The sequence below is a fragment of the Shewanella surugensis genome (assembly GCF_023284005.1).
In the GTDB taxonomy this organism is placed as follows: Bacteria; Pseudomonadota; Gammaproteobacteria; order Enterobacterales; family Shewanellaceae; genus Shewanella; species Shewanella surugensis.
Genome location: NZ_JAKIKS010000123.1, coordinates 1 through 16,234 on the forward strand (window position 1 = coordinate 1; position 16,234 = coordinate 16,234).

Here is a 16,234-nt window from a genome sequence, read left to right on the forward strand (position 1 = left end):
GCGGTGCGCCAAGTCAGCGAAATAAGCTAAAAAAGGCGAGTTGGGACGATGATTACAGGGCAAAAGTTTTCTTTGGTTAATTATCCGACAAAGTATGCTCCCGCCCTGGCTGCTCCCTTGGAGGGAGTATCTTGAAATTTTATGGATATGTTACCAGTTAAATAGTTAAATAGTTAAATACTTTGTGAACAATATACTTAAACTTTATGAAACGGCCACTCTGTATTGTTATCCAATAATTAAGTTGTTTTAAAATAGATTGTTACATTTTGATAATGTCACGCTTGTTTCATATTTCCAGCCTAAGTGATGTAAAGGTTTGAAATATGTTTCATGACTGCTAAATTAAAGTTTTTACCAGTATTTATGTATTTATTATCTAGCACTGCCATGGCAGGAACATATTATGATGATTGGGACAGTGAAGTGGTTCCTGATCAAATTAAATCGACTACGTTATATTATGGGTCTGCGAGATGTGAATTCAAAGTTGTGATGACTTCTCAAGATCCTAATATTTTAAAATCGGATACAATATATATTACGAAAAGTCAGGCTACAAGTAATGCATGGCCTACAAAGACTGTATATGCATCCTATATTGATCTCAGTGAGGGTATAACTACAGAGAAGTACGCTTATGCATGTAAAGCTATTGAAAAGCTATCTTCTTCATATGTAAAAGAAGAAATTATTTCATATAAAACTCAATATACCGCTATACAACCGTTCCCTGAATCAACTTATTATGAATATGGTTCATGTCGTAATAGTACGAGAAAAGGAACTATTTTTATATTCTTGACGAATACTAGCGCTAATAATATGAAGGTGTATGCGGCAGCTTATCAATCCCCTCATAAAAACTAGGCGTGACAAGGGTTGTAGGTTGTGGCAGTCTCTTTTTATCCATTTTCATTTAATGATCTGATGCTTACCCACGATAGAATTAATCAATATAGAGACAATATTTTTGGCCATGATATGCACGCAAAGCGTGTTCATTCTTTAGCAAATGCCACCCACGGCGTTATTCAAAAAGGCTCATTGGCTATTCATACCATTGGTAAAGGCTTAGCAACAGCCAAAAAACTCAAACCCAAATCATCTATAAAACAAGTTGACCGCTTACTCAGCAATCCCAAATTGAATGTTTGGTCATTATTTACTTCTTGGGTGCCTTATGTGGTCGGTGCTCGCAAACAAATCGTGGTGTCTCTTGATTGGACGGAGTTTGATAGCGATGAGCATTCCAGCATAGTGCTGAGCATACAAACAAAACACGGTAGGAATACACCGTTACTGTGGAAAACTCATCGTCGCCATGGACTTAAAGGTAATCGCAATCATTACGAAGATGAGTTATTGGTCAAACTCAGAGAAGTGATCCCACAAGATGTCCGAGTCACGGTTGTTGCAGATAGAGGCTTTGGCGATACGGCATTATTTGGCTTTATCCAACATGAATTGCATTTCGATTTCATTATCCGGATAAAATCTAACATTAAAGTGACCGATGCCTCAGGGGCGTTATTTCCTATCAAAGCATGGCTATTGCCAAGTGGCCAAACTAAGACGCTTAAGCATGTGCAAATAACGGGTAACAGACAAGATGTTGCCAGGGTTATTTGTTGTAAAAAGAAAGACATGAAAGAAGCCTGGCATCTTGCTTCGAGTCGAAATGATCTAGCCAGTTGTAAAATATTGACTTTATATGGAAAACGCTGGGGAATAGAAACGACATTTAGGGATATCAAGAACGACCGATTTGGCATGGGAATGAGTGCAACCTATACTCGCTCACCCACTAGAATAGATAGATTATTTTTGCTTAGCGCGATAACGATAGGTTTACTGACGCTCTTAGGGAAAGCGGGTGAGGATGCGGATTTAGAGAATATATTGAAGGTGAATACCAGCAAAACGCGCACTGATTCATTATTCCGCCAAGGGTGTGAATATTATGAATTGTTACCTGGAATGCGAGAAGAATGGGCAAAGCCATTGATGGATAATTTTAATCGATACCTTGAACAACATCATATATATCGATCAATATTCGGCATTATTTAAAGATCAAAAAATGAGGGGATCTCTAAGATGCGGCAGTAGGAATGTTTCCGGATAAACTGATTTATAATGGTGTACCCAGATCATTAATTGGCTATGATTTAAGCACTAATACTGGAAGTAAATCAGTTCGTTATCGAGTGAAGTTAGATAATGGTTCTAGCTCCTATGGTATAGGAACGGCTCCTCAGTGCAGTAATTCTGGTGGAAATAAAAACCCCTTATAATTATTTTAATAGTTAGAAAAACACTGCTTATATTCGTATAGCGGTGTTTTTTTATGTGAAAAAGAGGGAAATGAGTACGATGAACGAATGTATGGATTAGCAGGCACCGAGTCAGGCGGAATCTGCTAATTAAAAGTGCGGAAGTTATTCGGTGGTATTTATTCGTTGATATTAATTACAGCTATTCGTGAGCGCTAATAGCTGAGGTAAATGTTGTGTATCTTGCCGTGCAATGCTGATTTGCTCTATCAGAATGTCTTTTAAAATATCATGATTGGTTAAGGGGTTGGCTAGCACGACGCGAAAAACAATAGAAGGGTTATCAATTAAAGGTTCTGCTTGAATACGCGTGCGTGAAACAAAAGAGGTGCCTTGCTCTCGTTGCCGTTTTTGAATATATTGCGTCAGTCCATCTAGGAGTTGATTAATCGTGGTAAGTGTTTTTTTATCACCGCTATCTCTCGCCGCTTGTATCAGTTGTTGTACTGAATGAGGCAAATAACGATAGGTTAATAGGCAGAGCTCTGGTTCGGTCACCAGTTCAAAATCATCTTGTTGATGGATAAGCCTTGCAAAATAGCGCGCTTTTTCTAGGCTATTATTGATGAGGATTTCATATCCATCGCGACCAATGATTTGTAAGCAAGCATGCACCAGCATGGCCATACCGGGGCGAGAGCCTTCCAGAGTCTGGCTGCCTAAGTCTTTAGAGCCTTGGCGAAGAATATATTCAGCATGATGCTTAATGGCATTGGCAAAGGTCGGATCTTTAAATAACACCATGCCCGCGCCCATGGGCACATATAACTGTTTGTGGGCATCAATAGTAACAGAGTCGGCACGCTCTATACCTTTTAACAAGTGGCGATATTTATTGGATAATAAGGAAGCGCCACCCCAAGCGGCATCGACATGAAAATGACAACTCAGTTCTTCAGAGAGATTGGCTAATTCATCCAAAGGATCGATATTACCCGTTTCAGTGGTGCCCGCGACGCCGACTATCGCCATCACTTTTATATTATTAATTTGAAGCTTGCTGGCAATGGTTCGCATTTGCTCGACATCGACTTTATTATTTTCTTTTGTGGGCACTTGAATGATGTTTTCTCGGCCAATGCCTAATAAATCCGCCGTTTTTCCTAACGAGTAATGTCCTCGTTGTGAGACTAAAATCGCTAAATCATTAAAGCCATAATGGCGTAATCCCTTCATTAGACCTTGAGTAGACACACCTTTATAGTCTCCGTCGGCTTTGAGTAACTGATTTCGAGCAGTCCACAATGCCGTAATGTTGGCAACAGTGCCCCCAGAGCAGAAAGCCCCCAGAGAGTCATTCGCGCTGTGCATCCAATGTTGATAAAAATGTTCATCTTGCTGATAAATAAGGTGGTGCATCATACCCAGTACTTGACGTTCTAGGGGGGTAAAGGCTTTAGATGTTTCTATTTTGACTAAATTCTGATTAAGTCCAACCATCATTTTAGATAAGGGTAAAACAAAATAGGGTAGCGCAGAGGTCATATGCCCGATAAAGCTGGGAGAAGAAGTATGCACCGAATGGGCTACCAAATTTGCCATCATGTCATCAGCGTAATCAGACACAAACTGGGGCATTTCTGGAATTTGATGTTGTTGAAAGTCTCGTTCAATTTCTGTTAACGGCTTTTCAATGGCGACAATACTGTCTTTTAAAAAGCCCATTAGGTTATGAGACAGGTTTTGCTCTATCACACTCAGCGTTGAATCAGGGGCTTCAGGCAGCGTAAAAATGCGTAATAATGCGTCTTCTGAGGCGGTGGCGCGTTTAGATGTCATGACTCTTGCTATCTCTTACCTATCAAACTTGAACAACAGAATTAACGGTGACGTTTGTCTGTCAAAATGGGCACTTACTTTACTGTATGCCGCAGGGGGCATCAAGCAATAAATGATGGGGGAATGAATTGATTATTCTCTTTTGTGACATCAATATCAATCGGCTTTGGTAAGACTAGGCCGCAAAAATCGGTTGATGGATAAAATGAAGGGGAACTGGTGTCGATAATGAGCTGAAAGCCAAATGTGGTTAAGTTTGTTTGATGATATTTAAGCATAAATGCTCTACTTTTATGGGGGGTAGCTCGCTTTAATCTCCTTGAATGCTAAGATCTATTCGTAAGTGATAATGATTGTTATTTAATTTGTTTTTATATTTTATAAAGCAGATAATAGTTTCCAATGAGTATATTGCTATCGGTTTTTCATTCATTTCATAAGCTGTGAGCTTTGTGATTAATCGCTGTTAATAACCCAAACATAGTGACTTCCCCCCCTTAATTAGCGACGACCCCCAGCGGGCTGCGTTCTTCAAAAGGTAAATGCGCAATGAAGTTAAGTGAACTAAGCCCAGGCGATAACGCCATCATCTCCGCTGTTGGACAGATGACACTGCCGCTTGCCGTAAAACGAAAATTACTATCCATGGGCATTACCCCTAATACCCGTTTTTCTTTGCTCCGCAGAGCGCCGATGGGCTCAGGAGTTGAGCTAGATTTACGTGGCAGCAAATTATGCATGCGTCATGATTTAGCCGATATTATTGAGGTAGAAAAAACCAATGGTTAAAGAATTTCATTGCGTTACCGTCGGCAACCCCAATGCGGGTAAATCAACGCTATTTAATGCATTAACGGGTGCTAATCAGCAAGTCGGTAATTGGTCTGGTGTGACCGTAGAAAAGAAAATCGGCCGCTTTACGCTGGAAAATACCGATGTATATCTCACCGACTTACCGGGTATCTATGATTTACTTCCTGCAGGAAATAGCTGTGACTGCTCTTTAGATGAGCGCATTGCACAAGTCTATTTAGCGAAAGAGAAAATGGATGGCATCATCAATCTTGTTGACGCCACTAACATCGAAAGACACCTTTATTTAACGGTGCAACTACGGGAACTAGGGATCCCCTTAGTGGTTGTGCTGAATAAAATAGATGTCGCCTTAGCCCGTGGTATGGACATTGATGTTGAGCAAATGAGCCAAGCACTGGGATGCCCAGTGGTTGCGGTATGTTCAAGAGATAATAAAGACATCGACAAAGTTAAGTTGCAGGTGGTGTCATTATTAAAAGGGCAAGTGTCTGAAGCGCCATTATTACTTGACTATGGTACTGCACTCGAAGCTGAAGTTAGCCAAATTTTGAGCCAAGACCCTCAATTAACTCGCAGTGGTGCGTTGGCTAAACTGGCGAGTATCTCAGCGAGCTCTCAAGGGTGTGGCAGTGCCAATAGCTCCGATAGCAATAGTTTCAAAATCAATGCGAATAAAACAACCGCTGATAATGAGGTCGATACGTTATCCATGTCGAGTGACGATATTGATATTTTTCTTGCTACCACTCGGTTTAATTATGTTGAAAAGGTATTTGTCAGTTCGGTGAAAAGTGGTCAGGATGAAACGTTGACGGATAAGTTAGATAAGTTCGTGTTACATCCCGTTTTAGGGATACCGATATTTTTATTGGTGATGTATTTACTCTTTATGGTCAGTATCAACGTGGGCAGTGCTTTTATTGATTTCTTTGATATCAGTGCGGGGGCGTTATTTGTCGATCATTTTGGTGCGTTATTAAGTCAGGTCGGGACACCCGCATGGTTGGTGACGATTTTAGCCGGGGGGGTTGGGCAGGGGATCCAGACGGTAGCGACCTTTATCCCTGTGATTGCTGCGTTATTTCTAATGTTATCTATTCTAGAAGGCTCGGGCTATATGGCGAGAGCCGCCTTTGTGGTTGATGGATTAATGCGTCGCATTGGTCTACCTGGGCGAGCATTCGTTCCTATGATTGTTGGATTTGGCTGTTCAGTGCCGGCCATTATGTCGACGCGTACCTTAGGTAGCGAACGTGAGCGTATTGTCACTGGCATGATGACGCCGTTTATGTCTTGTGGGGCGCGTTTACCTGTCTATGCTTTATTTGCGGCGGCTTTTTTCCCTCATACGGGGCAAAATCTCGTCTTTGGTTTGTATATTATTGGCATTCTTGCCGCCATTGGCACTGGGCTGCTATTGCGCTCAACGATATTACCGGGCACGAGCAGCTCGGTGGTGATGGAGCTGCCCAGCTATGAAAGACCGAAGTTTAGGGCTGTGATGAATCGCACCGGTAAGCGGACAAAAGGGTTTATTATGGGGGCAGGGAAAACCATCGTTATCGTGGTGACCTTACTAAATTTTGTTAATTCCATTGGCACAGATGGCAGTTTTGGTCATCAAGATAGTGCTGAGTCGGTGCTCAGTGTGGCGAGTCAAAAGGTCACGCCTTTCTTTTCACCTATGGGGATCGAAACCGATAATTGGCCTGCGACGGTGGGGATAATTACCGGCCTTTTTGCTAAAGAAGCTGTAGTGGGCACGTTAAATAGCTTGTATTCAGGAGGTGAGGATAACAGGGGGACGTTAACCCCATTATCAGTGTCTTTTAAAGAAGCATTAGCGACCATTCCGGCGAACTTGTTTGGTATTTCATTAGACGATCCGTTATCACTTTCGGTGGGTGATGTGTCATCGGTGCAATCCGCTGCAGAAGAGCAATCGGTGAGCACCAATACATTCATTGCATTAAAGTCAGGTTTTTCAAGTCTTACTGCTGCCTTTGCTTATTTATTATTCATTTTGCTTTATACCCCTTGTGTGGCTGCCATGGGAGCAATGGTGAATGAGTTTGGTCCACGCTGGACTGTATTTGCGGCCACTTGGACTTTTGGACTGGCTTATGGCACTTCAGCGGTGTTCTACCAGATGGCTACGATGACAGATCATCCGCTTCAATCTGCGCTTTGGAGTGGCTTTTTTGGCGGGGCTTTGACTGTTTTTTACTTTTGGTTAAAACGAAAAGGTCGTCGTACACAGAATATTATTCCAAATGTTAAAGTGATCACCGAATAACTTTTTAGCCCAGCCGCGTAAAAAGCAGCGAGTATTCGCTGCTTTTTACATTAGAAACCATTATTTTTTACTATTATTGTTATTTTTCAGCGTGGATCGTTGTATCTCGAGGTGATCTATAGGATCATGCTTTTTTATCTTTTAATCCTGTCCTTGAGAGGCATTCCATGAGTCAAGTGGACACCGAAGTACGTCCTAGTAACTTCATTCGTAATATCATAGATGAAGATCTTGAAACTGGTAAGCACACAAAGGTGCATACTCGCTTTCCCCCTGAGCCAAACGGCTTTTTGCATATTGGTCATGCTAAGTCAATTTGCCTTAATTTTGGTATCGCGCAGGATTATCAAGGTCAATGTAATTTACGTTTTGATGATACCAATCCTGAAAAAGAAGACATAGACTATGTTCATTCTATTCAGGAAGATGTGCAATGGCTTGGTTTTCAATGGGCGGGTGAAATTTGTTACTCATCAAATTACTTTGATAAGTTACATCAATATGCAGTGGAACTTATCAATAAAAACTTGGCTTATGTGTGTTTTCTTAATAGCGAAGAGACACGTGAATACCGAGGTACGCTGAAAGTACCGGGTAAGAACAGCCCATATAGAGACTCCAGTGTTGTAGATAACTTAGCCTTATTTGAAAGAATGCGTTTAGGTGAGTTCAAGGAAGGTGAGTGTGCCCTCAGAGCTAAAATTGATATGGCATCACCTTTCATGTGTATGCGCGATCCGATTATTTATCGCGTTCGTTTTGCACATCATCATCAAACTGGTGATAAGTGGTGTATTTACCCCATGTATGATTTCACTCATTGTATTTCTGATGCCATTGAAAACATCACCCATTCGTTATGCACATTAGAGTTTCAAGATAATCGTCGCTTGTATGATTGGGTATTGGATCATTTAGATGATTTTCAAGCCGACAACCGCACTCGTCAATATGAATTTTCGCGTCTGAATCTTGAATACACCTTAATGTCGAAGCGCAAGCTGAATGATTTAGTGGTCAACAATGTGGTGACAGGTTGGGATGATGCGCGTATGCCCACCATCGCAGGTTTGCGTCGTCGTGGCTATACAGCTGCTTCTATTCGTGAATTTTGTAAGCGTATTGGTGTGACTAAGCAAGAGAACATGATTGAAGTGGCGATGCTCGATGCGTGTATTCGAGAAGAGCTCAATGAACATGCTCCCCGGGCGATGGCAGTGATTAATCCGGTTAAAATTATTATCGAGAATTATCCTGAAGCTAAAATTGAAGAGATCATGGCGCCGGTGCATCCCAATATTGAAGAAATGGGCAAAAGGCCATTGGCATTTAGTCGTGAAATTTTTATTGATGCCGATGATTTTCGTGAAGAAGCCAATAAAAAATATAAGCGTTTAGTACAAGGCAAAGAAGTGCGTTTACGTAATGCTTATGTCATTAAATCTGAGCGTTGTGATAAAGATTATGAAGGTAATATCACGACGATTTATTGTACTTATGATGATGAAACCTTAGGTAAAAATCCAAGTGATGGCCGTAAAGTTAAAGGAGTTATTCATTGGGTTGAAGCCAGTACGGCCAAAAATGCCGAGTTTCGTTTATTTGATAGACTCTTCACGGATGTTAATCCTGCCGCTGCCGATAGCATTGAAGATGTGCTAAACCCGAACTCTCTTGTGATTAAACAAGGTGTGGTTGAAGCCAATTTAATGCATGCGAAAGCAGAAAAAACATACCAGTTTGAACGTGAAGGCTATTTCTGCGCTGACAATAAAGACTCAAGTTGTGATCACTTAGTGTTTAACCTAACGGTGCCGTTAAGAGATACTTTCGCTTAATTGATTCACCTTTAGACATATAAAAAACCGACATTGATTGTCGGTTTTTTTGTGCCTGTTACGGGATCATTGATAGACAGGTGCGAGTCCCCAACTCCATAGAATAGCGCTGGTTCCCATCAATGCACTTAATAAAATAAAGCCTGCTGTGAGTACTGATAGGGTATAAACAATACTTTTATCTTCATGGATATTCATGATGATAGGCACTCCCGTAAACAGTAGGTAAACGGAATAAGCTAAACCGATTAAGCCAATGATCATGATAAACCAGAGTACGGGAAATAAAGTGGCAAAACCGACCATGAATAAAGGCGTTGCCGTATAGGCGACAAGCTCTAAGGATTGAGTATAAGTGGGTTTAGCATCGAAGGTTTTAGCCATCCAAAAAATGAGGTAAGCAAGGATAAAGGTGCCTGCCAACAAACCGACATACATGGATAAACTCATAAAGAAGGCACTGCGTACGGTCAAGAAGTGGCGCTCACCAATGCCGAGATCCCAACCGATATACGTGGTGGCAATAAAAGTACAAATAACCGGAATAAGCGTGATTAAAAGGATATGACTAAGGCTACTTTTTAACGCTTCATGGTTTTTCTCAATCGTGTGCCATTCTTCTTTTGGGTGTGTGTAAAGCCCCATTAAATGATTTAAAATCATGATCATTACCTTTGTCTAGCATTTGAGGATGCTCGTCAAACAGCGAAACGAACTTGTTACAGCTCTGTGGTTATTTATTGAACAAAAAGGTATCAATGTCAAGGGGCATTAAGTGAGAAATCACGGCTTATTCATAAAAGTGGTGGGGGACTTTCTTCGTCATTCTTACATCTTTTTAATGCTTCTTATTACGTTAGCTTGATTTGGCATTTTTGTAAAAATAAACAGAATTAACCTGATTTAATCATGGGGGAACGGTGTTTTTACTGATAAAATCATGTTTATGTTTCATCACTGTCTTGAGATTTGTTAAACGTGTCGACTCAACTACTCCTTACGCCTATTTTGAGCTTTTTAAAATGTGAAACCCCAGTATCATGGATCCAAAAGGCGGCTTTACCTGAAAACTTATCTCCGTTACTGATCGATCATTGTAATTGTGAATTAAAAGCAGCACAGACAGCGATGTTTTTATTGAGAAAATATGCTGTTGATGCTGAAAGTGGTAAGACGTTACTCGCTTGGGCTAAGCCTTATGAGGACTTTGTTTATCAAAAAGACAGGGATATTGGCCAGTTTTTACTGCGTCGTGCACAAAAAAATGCAGCGATAGGTGAGCTGACACCCAACGCCCATTTTGCCAAGGCTCCCGAGTTAATTGCTAAAATGGTGCGTTTAATTAAAGAAGAGTTTCATCATTTTGAGCAAGTATTGGCGTTGATGCATACGCGAGGAATTGAGTATCAAAATATGAATGCCGGACGTTATGCGAAAGGCATGATGAAGCAAATTCGCACTTTTGAGCCTGCCGCTTTAGTCGATAAGTTGATTGCAGCGGCCTTCATTGAAGCGCGTTCTTGTGAGCGCTTTGCCGTGCTAGCACCGCATTTAGATGATGAACTCAATAAATTTTATGTGTCATTATTGCGATCTGAGGCGCGTCATTATCAGGACTATTTAACCTTAGCCGAGTCGATTGCTGAAACGATGTCGAATTCGGGGACGAATAAAAAGCCGAAGAAAATATCAAATCAGTCCGTTAAAGAAGATATTCAATCACGCATAGCATTGTTCGCGACTGTGGAGGCTGAGTTGATTTCAATGCCTGATAGCGATTTTAAATTTCACAGTGGTACACCAAAATAGTGAGTGTGTAGCATTTTTACTTCTTGTGTCTTAGTTAATTAAGACGCCGCTAATGTTAGGTTTAGGCATTACTAGTTTAGGTATTGTTGGTTGAGAAATTGTGAGCTTAAGCATGTGATCTTTTAGCGGGAGATCAAATTCACACTGAAAGGGGAAACATCTGCTTTTCCCCTTTAGTATTATCAATTTTTAGGGATTATGTTTATCTGGCGTATCGATTAACATTAAGTCTTTGCCAAAAATGACCTTGCCGCTGTATTGCTTCCGGATAATCTTTAAGCTGGCTTCTTTATCGACAATTCCCGACACAAAGTGGGTATAAACCAATGTATTCACATTGGCTTGTTTTGCCAATAAACTTGATTCAGCCAAGTTTAGATGTGCGCGAATACGCGGAGTATGATTATTTTTACCTTGTCTCTCATTTCTCTCGCGGCTGCTTAGAGCTTGTTTATTTTCTTGCTGTGCTTTTTGTTTATTGCGCCGTTTATTCTTTTTTCCATTTTCCATCACCATACCACCAGAGTCGATGATCATAATGTCTGCATCTTTGGCCAGCGTGACAAGATTTTTTGAATAAGTCAGATCGCCTGTTACAACTATTGATTGTCCTTGATAATCAAAACGGTAAGCAATCGTGTGTATGCTATGGGGGACTTGAATGGTCGATATTCGAATGTTGTTTATTGTAAATGACTCCCCACCTTGTAACTCTTTTACGTCAAAAGCTTTTTCGCGATAAGATAGTTGTCTGTTGGTTTTTCCGAGTCGGTAAGCAATATCGTCACTGTAGAGGTCAAGATTTTGTTGCGTAAGCTTAACCGTGTTAGGCGGTCCGATAATGCTAAAGTGCTGTCGACCTAACAAAGAGCGGATAAATATGGGCACAAATTCTTCGTTATGATCGAGATGATGGTGAGTAAATAATAAGCCTGATAAAGTACGTGTATCAATTCCAAGTTTGGCTAAATTAGCTTGAGTCCCATTGCCCATATCCACTAAAAGCTGTGTATTCCCATTCGATATTAGGACACTTGCACTGGCTCTTTTTTCGTTATAAATAGGGGAGCCTGAGCCAATAATGGTGGCTGTGAGTGGTGTGTTTTCACTGGCTGCATAGCTGAAAAGAGGCGTGAGTAGCATCACTAGAGTGAATATCTGTGTTTGTATCTTATGTAACAGCATAACGTCCTTAATTCTTGATCTTTTTTTTAAACTAGCATAACAAGAGAGTTAGGAATATAACATTTAATCAAATTGACATTGAATTTAGAGGTTTAGAGTTGACGTGGTTAACCGTGTTCTAAAGGGTTATTTTTAGCTTATAGTGAATGATTGTTCTTATTTTGGTATGAGATATAGGGTGAAATGAGAGCCTTTGATTAAAGGCCCTAAATGATGAACTAAAGTAAAGAGTATTAACGCGAGAAAGTGAGTGCATTGGTTAAATCACCAAAAGGGGTTTGATCTCGCGCTATCATTTCCTTATCTCTTTGTGTGATGCCGTCTAAGATTTCTAAGTCAAATACACGAGTGATTAAACGCAGTATCGAAGCCGTATCATAGTGAGTATGATCGACTAAACCTTTACGTGAGAAAGGAGAAACAACGAGTGCTGCAATACGTGATCCTGGGCCCCATCTATCCCCTTTAGGTGGCGCAACATGATCCCACCAGCCGCCATTTTCATCCGTGGTGACAACGACTACCATATTGTCCCACTGGGGACTTTCTTGTAAGACTTTTAATGTTCTGTCGATGTGTCTATCGCCAGATTCTATATCGGCATAACCCGCATGCATATTGAGGTTGCCTTGGGGTTTGTAAAAAGTGACTGGGGGTAACTTTCCCGCTTCTACATCTTGGAAAAATTTGTTTGTACTTGAGTCATTACCGAGCCCTGCGTCACGTAAACGTTTACTGCGTTCAATGGGGTGTTCAGGCCCTTGTGCTTTAAAGTAATTAAAAGGCTGGTGGTGATATTGGAAATTAGGGATTTTAGGGATCCCGTCTGAGTCTTTATACTCCTCAATTGTGGCAGACCACGCTCCAGCATACCACGCCCATTCAATGTTCTTTTTAGAGAGTTTGTCTCCAATATGTTCATGGGTTTGTGGGACTAATGTATTGGGTTCGTCCCATTTTGCATAATCGGGTTGTTTTGGATCTCGACTCCAGCTTGGCCAATAAGGCGGCGCCATGGTATTAACGGCATACCCGTCAGGTGTTAATGCGCTGGGACCAAATTCAGGTGGCCCATCCATTGCGCTTTCTGGGGAGCTTTTCAATGGCTTTAATCGAGTATCGAGGGGATTATGTGTTTGTAGTGTTGCTATTTGTGTTTTAGCTGGCGAACGATGTACGTTCGGATAAAAAGGCACAGTTGCACTGATTAAATATTGATGATTAAGAAAAGATCCACCAAAGGCTCCTTGGAAGAAGTTATCACACAGTACGAACTCTTTGGCAACATTCCATAGACGTAGAGAGTAACGGCTTTGTCCATAGTGCCCCATAGTCAAGGCACCTGAATCTGCCCATGCAGCAAAGTGATCGTTCTTTCCACCATTAATTTGCATTTGATTTTGATAAAATACATGCCAAAGATCTCTCGTGACAAGCCCAAAAGGTAAATCTTCTCCATTAGGTCCCTTTAACGCAAAAGGGGCGTTAGGTAAGTTGGTTTGGTATTGAACATCAGTGGGATAATCCACACCGTTGACATTCTGGGGACCTAGCTGGACACAACCTCCCCATATTTCGGGAAGCGTATCAAGGATATCTCCGTTTCTATCCCGTTGTTGATACTGAGCTGCTTTCAGTGATGATAATGGTTGCTCAAGGCCTGGGAAGTCGCTGAAAAGATTATTAAAACTTCGGTTTTCGGCATAAATAACGACGATGTTCTTCACATTTTTTTGTAGTGCTGTATCTATTTCTGTTGGTGAAAGCAATGCTGTTTTGGGTATGTTTTTATTATCGCTATTTAAGCCATATGCATTGAGTGAGGCACCCGCACTTATTGCAGCAACTCCACTTAAAAAACGACGGCGACTGAGTTTATTTGAAGTCTCGCTAGCACGTTTATCTTTAGGATCTTTCACTCATCTTCCCCTAATTTATAAATAAAAAATTGTTTACCCCAACAATTGTTCTCTTTCAGGGCAACCGCATACGCATGAGAATGCCAGATAATGCTTGAGGATTGAATGGTGAGTGCCATGCTTATATTTACTCTATTTGGTAGTATTAAATCGGCTGAATATTATTTACAAGGTAATAATTTCAAATAACACTAGTATTATTTGCTTAATATTCATTGCTTTAGTGGTTGAGAGGTGTTTTTAATGTCGAATAAGTAAATGTTAAAATAACAAAAGTCATTCAGTGATATTAAATGGGGGATTAAGTGATTATTCACTTTTATATGACTTAATGATTACGGGTTATTTACTCATGGTTCACTTAATATTTGTTTGTTGGATTAGAATAAAACGATTAAGTCACATCTAAACCTTAGAGAGCTTTTTTATTAAAACGTTTTCTATTGCAGCCTCTTTATCGGAAAGTGTGACTAAAAAAAGAATAATGAAAATAGAAGTCATCAGCGGGCAATTATGGACAATAGTTTTGGCATAAAGTAATAGTAATATGATAAAGCTGAAAATCATTAATTTTTTAGTTTAGGTATAAAAATCTATACGGCAATTATTATCGCGAGTACAGATGTATTAATCACAATTTAACATTGTATTATTGAGTTGGAATGAATTTAAGTTAAGTCGATGTTGTAGAGTATAAGAGTGCTCTCTTTGGGTATGGATTATCGGGAGGGCTGTGACATGTATCGCAATGACGATTTAAGTTGTGATTGTTATTTTTAATGTAACTCATTGTGGGTTGATCTGTTAATAAATGCGATGTATTTTAAAGAAGTGTAGCATTTTAAGCTGTGCTTTATTTTAAATGATTTGCTTGATATTGATGTTTGAAGATAAAACACCTTAGGTTAATTTATTTTATACATATGCTTACGTTTTATTTTGTCATTGGGGATAGCGATTTTAAATAAATTTAAAACTAGATATAAACCAAGGTATAAATTACAGCTTAGAGTCATTACTCTAACATTGTTGCATATTATTTTAGCGTGTATTGTGATGGAATAATCTTATTGCCATTGATGACTTTTTTATTAGAAAATAAAAATTTCGGATAAAAGTAGACTTGTTTATTGAACTTAAATCATTAAGCAAGACGATAGAATAATGTTAATCAGAAGACTTTTGTCTTTGAATATAATCATCATATAAACAATTTTAGGAAATAAAATGCAAACATTAACACTGAGTCAAATTGAGCAAGTGAACGGTGGATTAAGTGTTGGTGGATATACGGGTGCCATCGGTGTTGGTGCAGTGATCGGTGCAGCTGCTGGAGTCGTGGCTGTTGGTGGAGCGGCTATCGTTATTGGAGGAGCGTTCGCAGCGTTTGCACCAGCAGGCTGGATACTAGGAGCGGCAATGGCCCCTGGTGCAGTTGCTGGTGCAACTGCAGCGGTTACTGCAGCGGCTTATAATGGCGCGGCTATCGGTGCGGGTATTGGTGCTGGAGTGGGTTTTGCTGCTGCAGGTGCATATGATTTAGGCAGCTATTTGTTTGGATAATAATCTGTGATAAAGCAAGGCGCTTATTAAGAGTCTGTCATGCACATTTTATCCTCATTCGTTTTAATATTAAGTGCTGGTTTCTTATTAAAGTGATAAGGGATATGTCGCAAGAAAAAATACCCCGATGACCATTTGCATCGGGGTATTTTTTCTTTGGTGATAACATTTAGTTATTGGTTTTACTTTTTACTTCAGGCTCAGGACAACGACGGCATTGACAATCTCGGGTGAATGTATCACTGCCCGTTACAGGATCTCTTGTTGAAGAGGTTAATACCCATTTTGTTTTAATTAACTTATCTTTTTTATTTCCAGTCCATACTGCGGTTGAGTTGCAATCTGTACTGCTATTTTTCCATTTTACAGTGAAAGTAATGGCATTTTCTGAAGTGAGTGCGCCTGTTAAAGGAAACCAATCGCCAGATTTTGCACACCAGCCAGATTGGCCATTGGAATACTGACCAGTAAAGGCACCTGTATCTACCCTGTTGATAACATTCATAGTGGAGCAACCTTGAGGACTATGATTATACCAAAGTCCAGTCATTGATGAATGACTAGAGGTGAGGTTGTCTGCAACACAGGGCGGGATCGCACTTTGTTAACAAAGATTGAATCTGCTGAATTACTGTGATCTAATCGCACCTCACTTTCTGAGAGGTAACCCAATGACCCTGATCGAACACCTTA

General features: G+C 40.3%; 14 protein-coding genes. 8 read left to right on the top strand and 6 right to left on the bottom strand.

The window, feature by feature from the left end; translation table 11 throughout:
• Window positions 1–333 precede the first annotated feature (333 nt).
• The 3 genes from L2764_RS21715 to L2764_RS21725 are packed head-to-tail and all read left to right on the top strand — an operon-like array spanning window position 334 to window position 2,297.
• Window positions 334–870, top strand: a complete 537-nt coding sequence (locus L2764_RS21715; RefSeq protein ID WP_248942430.1) for a hypothetical protein — start codon at window positions 334–336, stop codon at window positions 868–870.
• Between the two features lie 60 nt (window positions 871–930).
• Window positions 931–2,073, top strand: coding sequence for an IS4 family transposase (locus tag L2764_RS21720; RefSeq protein WP_248942443.1), 1,143 nt, complete (start codon window positions 931–933; stop codon window positions 2,071–2,073).
• Window positions 2,074–2,114: 41 nt separating this feature from the next.
• On the top strand, window positions 2,115–2,297 hold the full coding sequence (locus tag L2764_RS21725; protein WP_248942431.1) for a hypothetical protein: 183 nt from the start codon (window positions 2,115–2,117) through the stop codon (window positions 2,295–2,297).
• Between the two features lie 171 nt (window positions 2,298–2,468).
• Here L2764_RS21725 and panP read toward each other — a convergent pair whose 3' ends face one another.
• Together panP and L2764_RS21735 are read right to left on the bottom strand one after the other, a co-directional pair.
• Window positions 2,469–4,115, bottom strand: coding sequence for a pyridoxal-dependent aspartate 1-decarboxylase PanP (gene panP / locus L2764_RS21730; RefSeq protein ID WP_248942432.1), 1,647 nt, complete (start codon window positions 4,113–4,115; stop codon window positions 2,469–2,471).
• 101 nt (window positions 4,116–4,216) lie between these two features.
• Window positions 4,217–4,393 carry a hypothetical protein gene (locus L2764_RS21735; protein WP_248942433.1) on the bottom strand — a complete coding sequence of 59 codons (177 nt, stop codon included), beginning with the start codon at window positions 4,391–4,393 and terminating at the stop codon, window positions 4,217–4,219.
• Between the two features lie 271 nt (window positions 4,394–4,664).
• Here L2764_RS21735 and L2764_RS21740 point away from each other — a divergent pair, with 271 nt between their 5' ends.
• From L2764_RS21740 to glnS, 3 genes are all read left to right on the top strand, one after another.
• Window positions 4,665–4,904, top strand: coding sequence for a FeoA family protein (locus L2764_RS21740; protein WP_248942434.1), 240 nt, complete (start codon window positions 4,665–4,667; stop codon window positions 4,902–4,904).
• On the top strand, window positions 4,897–7,227 hold the full coding sequence (feoB, locus tag L2764_RS21745) for a Fe(2+) transporter permease subunit FeoB (RefSeq protein ID WP_248942435.1): 2,331 nt from the start codon (window positions 4,897–4,899) through the stop codon (window positions 7,225–7,227). Before L2764_RS21740 ends, feoB begins: the two co-directional genes overlap by 8 nt.
• A 167-nt stretch (window positions 7,228–7,394) precedes the next feature.
• On the top strand, window positions 7,395–9,065 hold the full coding sequence (gene glnS / locus L2764_RS21750; RefSeq protein ID WP_248942436.1) for a glutamine--tRNA ligase: 1,671 nt from the start codon (window positions 7,395–7,397) through the stop codon (window positions 9,063–9,065).
• A 66-nt stretch (window positions 9,066–9,131) separates the two neighbouring features.
• Here the strand turns inward: glnS and L2764_RS21755 are convergent, their stop codons facing one another.
• A complete protein-coding gene (locus L2764_RS21755) occupies window positions 9,132–9,728 on the bottom strand; it encodes a Yip1 family protein (RefSeq protein WP_248942437.1) in 597 nt (198 codons plus the stop codon).
• A gap of 315 nt (window positions 9,729–10,043) precedes the next feature.
• Here L2764_RS21755 and miaE point away from each other — a divergent pair, with 315 nt between their 5' ends.
• Window positions 10,044–10,874 (top strand): tRNA isopentenyl-2-thiomethyl-A-37 hydroxylase MiaE, encoded by an 831-nt coding sequence (miaE, locus tag L2764_RS21760; protein WP_248942438.1) that lies wholly within the window; start codon window positions 10,044–10,046, stop codon window positions 10,872–10,874.
• A gap of 189 nt (window positions 10,875–11,063) precedes the next feature.
• Here the strand turns inward: miaE and L2764_RS21765 are convergent, their stop codons facing one another.
• Window positions 11,064–12,059, bottom strand: a complete 996-nt coding sequence (locus L2764_RS21765; RefSeq protein WP_248942439.1) for an MBL fold metallo-hydrolase — start codon at window positions 12,057–12,059, stop codon at window positions 11,064–11,066.
• Window positions 12,060–12,292: 233 nt separating this feature from the next.
• Entirely contained in the window at window positions 12,293–13,978 is a 1,686-nt protein-coding gene (locus L2764_RS21770; RefSeq protein ID WP_248942440.1) for an acid phosphatase, read from the bottom strand.
• Window positions 13,979–15,205: 1,227 nt separating this feature from the next.
• Between L2764_RS21770 and L2764_RS21775 the strand changes: the two genes are divergently transcribed.
• Complete coding sequence (locus tag L2764_RS21775; RefSeq protein ID WP_248942441.1) at window positions 15,206–15,541, top strand: hypothetical protein; 336 nt, start codon at window positions 15,206–15,208, stop codon at window positions 15,539–15,541.
• A 169-nt stretch (window positions 15,542–15,710) separates the two neighbouring features.
• On the opposite strand, the gene L2764_RS21780 is transcribed toward L2764_RS21775, so the two are convergent.
• Window positions 15,711–16,091, bottom strand: coding sequence for an avidin/streptavidin family protein (locus L2764_RS21780; protein ID WP_283107118.1), 381 nt, complete (start codon window positions 16,089–16,091; stop codon window positions 15,711–15,713).
• Window positions 16,092–16,234: the final 143 nt, after the last annotated feature.

What these genes read in the sequence shown, in the direction of transcription:
- feoB (WP_248942435.1), top strand. Translation starts at nt 4,897, where the DNA reads ATGGTTAAAGAATTTCATTGCGTTACCGTCGGCAACCCCAATGCGGGT.
- L2764_RS21755 (WP_248942437.1), bottom strand. Translation starts at nt 9,728, where the DNA reads ATGATTTTAAATCATTTAATGGGGCTTTACACACACCCAAAAGAAGAA.
- L2764_RS21720 (WP_248942443.1), top strand. Translation starts at nt 931, where the DNA reads ATGCTTACCCACGATAGAATTAATCAATATAGAGACAATATTTTTGGC.
- L2764_RS21775 (WP_248942441.1), top strand. Translation starts at nt 15,206, where the DNA reads ATGCAAACATTAACACTGAGTCAAATTGAGCAAGTGAACGGTGGATTA.
- L2764_RS21765 (WP_248942439.1), bottom strand. Translation starts at nt 12,059, where the DNA reads ATGCTGTTACATAAGATACAAACACAGATATTCACTCTAGTGATGCTA.
- L2764_RS21715 (WP_248942430.1), top strand. Translation starts at nt 334, where the DNA reads ATGACTGCTAAATTAAAGTTTTTACCAGTATTTATGTATTTATTATCT.
- L2764_RS21740 (WP_248942434.1), top strand. Translation starts at nt 4,665, where the DNA reads ATGAAGTTAAGTGAACTAAGCCCAGGCGATAACGCCATCATCTCCGCT.
- L2764_RS21735 (WP_248942433.1), bottom strand. Translation starts at nt 4,393, where the DNA reads ATGCTTAAATATCATCAAACAAACTTAACCACATTTGGCTTTCAGCTC.
- L2764_RS21780 (WP_283107118.1), bottom strand. Translation starts at nt 16,091, where the DNA reads ATGACTGGACTTTGGTATAATCATAGTCCTCAAGGTTGCTCCACTATG.
- panP (WP_248942432.1), bottom strand. Translation starts at nt 4,115, where the DNA reads ATGACATCTAAACGCGCCACCGCCTCAGAAGACGCATTATTACGCATT.
- glnS (WP_248942436.1), top strand. Translation starts at nt 7,395, where the DNA reads ATGAGTCAAGTGGACACCGAAGTACGTCCTAGTAACTTCATTCGTAAT.
- L2764_RS21725 (WP_248942431.1), top strand. Translation starts at nt 2,115, where the DNA reads ATGTTTCCGGATAAACTGATTTATAATGGTGTACCCAGATCATTAATT.